Genomic DNA, 2,418 nt, shown 5'->3' on the forward strand with positions numbered 1-2,418 from the left:
GCCCCAGCACCCGCATGGCCGTGCAGATGGCGGTCGGGATCGCCGCCGCCTTCGTCCTCGGGCATCTCCTCTTCGACGACCACTGGCCGTGGGTCGTCCTCACCGCGTACGTCGCCGCGAGCGGCAACCGCGGCCGAACGGACGTACTGCGCAAGGGAGTCGAGCGCCTGGCCGGGGCCACGGCCGGCACGCTGCTGGCCGCGGGTGTCGCGCTGGCCGGGGTCACCGGCGACGCGGCCGTGGCGCTGATGTTCGCCGTGCTGACGGTGGCGTTGTGGCTGCGGCCCCTCAACTACGCCTACTGGGCCGCCGGGATGACCTGCGCGCTCTCCCTCCTCCTCGGCTACTTCGGCCAGGACGCCCTGAGCCTGTTGCCCACCCGGCTCGAAGGGATCGCGGTCGGGGCGGTGTTGTCGGTGGCGGCGGCGTGGTGGCTCCTGCCGGTGCCGCGCGTCCGCCGCCCTCAGCCGGTCCTCGGCACGACGAGTCCCGTCTCGTAGGCCATCACCACGGCCTGCGTACGGTCCCGCAGCCCCAGCTTCGAGAGGATCCGACTGACGTGGGTCTTCACGGTCTCCTCGCCCACGTGCAGCCGTTCGGCGAGTTCGGGGTTGGACAGGCCCTCCGCGAGCAGCCGCAGGACGTCGGTCTCGCGCGGGGTGAGAACGTCCAACTTGCCCTGCGTGGGCGCCTTCGGGCGCATCCGGGCGAACTCCGCGATCAGGCGGCGCGTGATCCCGGGCGCGAGCAGCGCCTCACCGGCGGCCACGACCCGCACCGCCTCGAAGAGCCGTTCCGCGGTCACGTCCTTGAGCAGGAACCCGCTGGCACCGGCGGCGAGCGCGTCGTAGACGTGCTCGTCGAGGTCGAAGGTGGTCAGCACCAACACCCTTGGTGTGTCAGGCCCGTTCTGGAGTCGCGCGGTGGCCTCGATGCCGTCCATGACCGGCATGCGTACGTCCATCAGCACCACGTCCGGTGACTCCTCGCGGCAGACGTGTACCGCCTCGGCGCCGTCGCGGGCCGTGCCCACGACCGTGAAGTCGGCCTGGGTGGCGAGGAGTCCGGCGTATCCGAACCGGACGATCTCGTGGTCGTCGGCGACGACGATACGGATGCTCACGACAGCGCCGCCTCTTCCTCCGGCTTGACGGGAAGCCGCGCCTCGACCAGGAAACCGCCGCCGGGAGCGGGCCCGGTGCGCAGTGTCCCGCCGACCGTCGCGGCACGCTCGCGCATCCCGAGCAGACCGTGACCGGAGAGGGCGGCGGCGGATCCCGGGCCGGTGGGTCCCGGGCCGTTGTCGCGCACGCGCAGCGCCAAGTCCTGCTCCCCGTAAAGGAGTTCTACGTCCACTGCGGCACCCGGCGCGTGGCGGCGGGCGTTGGTGAGGGCCTCCTGGACGATGCGGTACGCGGTGACCTCGATGCCGGGGTCCAGCGAGGTGACGTGTCCGCTGACGATGAGGCGGGTGCGGGAGCCGGCCGCGTCGCGTGACTCGTCGACCAGGTCGATGAGTTGGGCGAGACCGGGCTGGGGACGCCGTTGGACCCCGGTGTCGGCGTCCTCGCGGAGCACGCCCAGCAGCCGCCGCATCTCGGTCAGGGCGGTGCGCGCGGTGTCGCCGATGGCGAGCAGGCGGGTGGCGCCCTCGGCGGGGAGGCCGGGGGTGGTGAGCCGGGCGGTCTCGGCCTGGACGGCGATCATCGAAATATGATGCGCGACGACGTCGTGCAACTCCCGTGCGATACGCGCCCGTTCACCCCGGGCGGCGTGTTCGAGGAGGGTGTCCGCGAAGGCCTGTTCCGTCGCGCTGTGCGCCTGTGCCGTGCTGCGGACGTGGTGGGCGATGCCGGTGGCCGCGGCGGCGGAGGCGAGGGTCGCGACGAGGACGGCGACGATCCTGGTCAGTTCCTCGTGGCTGGCGAGGGCGATCGCGACGTAGGGGAGGACGAGCAGCCCGCCGAGGCGGGTGGCTCCGGCGCGGCCCAGCACGTAGACGCACACCAGTTGGGCCACGACCCCGCCGACGGTGAGCCCTCCGAAGGGCACGAGGGAGAGCACGCAGGCGGCACTGAGCGCGAGGGCCGCGCAGGTCCGGGCGAACCGTCCGCTGCCGAGGACGAAGCTGAGGGGAAGCGTGGAAGCGAGGCCGAGCAGCAACAGGGCGGCGAAGCCCCCGGCCAAGTCGCCACTGCGGAGAAGGACTTCGGAGAGCGAGAGAACGGCCAGGGCGACGGGAACGACGAGCCCGGCGCGCGGCGAGGCAGCGGCAAAGCACAGCCGCCCAACGCCGACCAGCCGACGGAAATGCCGGTTCCGGCCCGGGACACCAGCTGCCACCGGCCGGTGTTCCTCCGCCCCGGCGGTGTTTTCCGGCGTCGCGGACCGCCCCGCCCCCGACGGCTCCTCCACGCC

Annotated in this window: 3 protein-coding genes; 1 reads left to right on the forward strand and 2 read right to left on the reverse strand. The window is 72.9% G+C overall.

Features of this window, described 5'->3' with window-relative positions:
- The coding region (locus tag ACNFOC_RS53265; protein WP_416966150.1) for an FUSC family protein at nt 1–500 on the forward strand (500 nt) is incomplete at its 5' end.
- Here the strand turns inward: ACNFOC_RS53265 and ACNFOC_RS53270 are convergent.
- Together ACNFOC_RS53270 and ACNFOC_RS53275 are read right to left on the reverse strand one after the other, a co-directional pair.
- Nucleotides 464–1,123: a response regulator gene (locus tag ACNFOC_RS53270; RefSeq protein WP_416966151.1), complete on the reverse strand. Its 660-nt coding sequence runs from the start codon at nt 1,121–1,123 to the stop codon at nt 464–466. The genes ACNFOC_RS53265 and ACNFOC_RS53270 overlap by 37 nt on opposite strands.
- On the reverse strand, nt 1,120–2,283 hold the full coding sequence (locus ACNFOC_RS53275) for a sensor histidine kinase (protein WP_416966152.1): 1,164 nt from the start codon (nt 2,281–2,283) through the stop codon (nt 1,120–1,122). Before ACNFOC_RS53275 ends, ACNFOC_RS53270 begins: the two co-directional genes overlap by 4 nt.
- Nucleotides 2,284–2,418: the final 135 nt, after the last annotated feature.

The organism is Streptomyces colwelliae (assembly GCF_048158785.1).
Classification (GTDB): domain Bacteria; phylum Actinomycetota; class Actinomycetes; order Streptomycetales; family Streptomycetaceae; genus Streptomyces.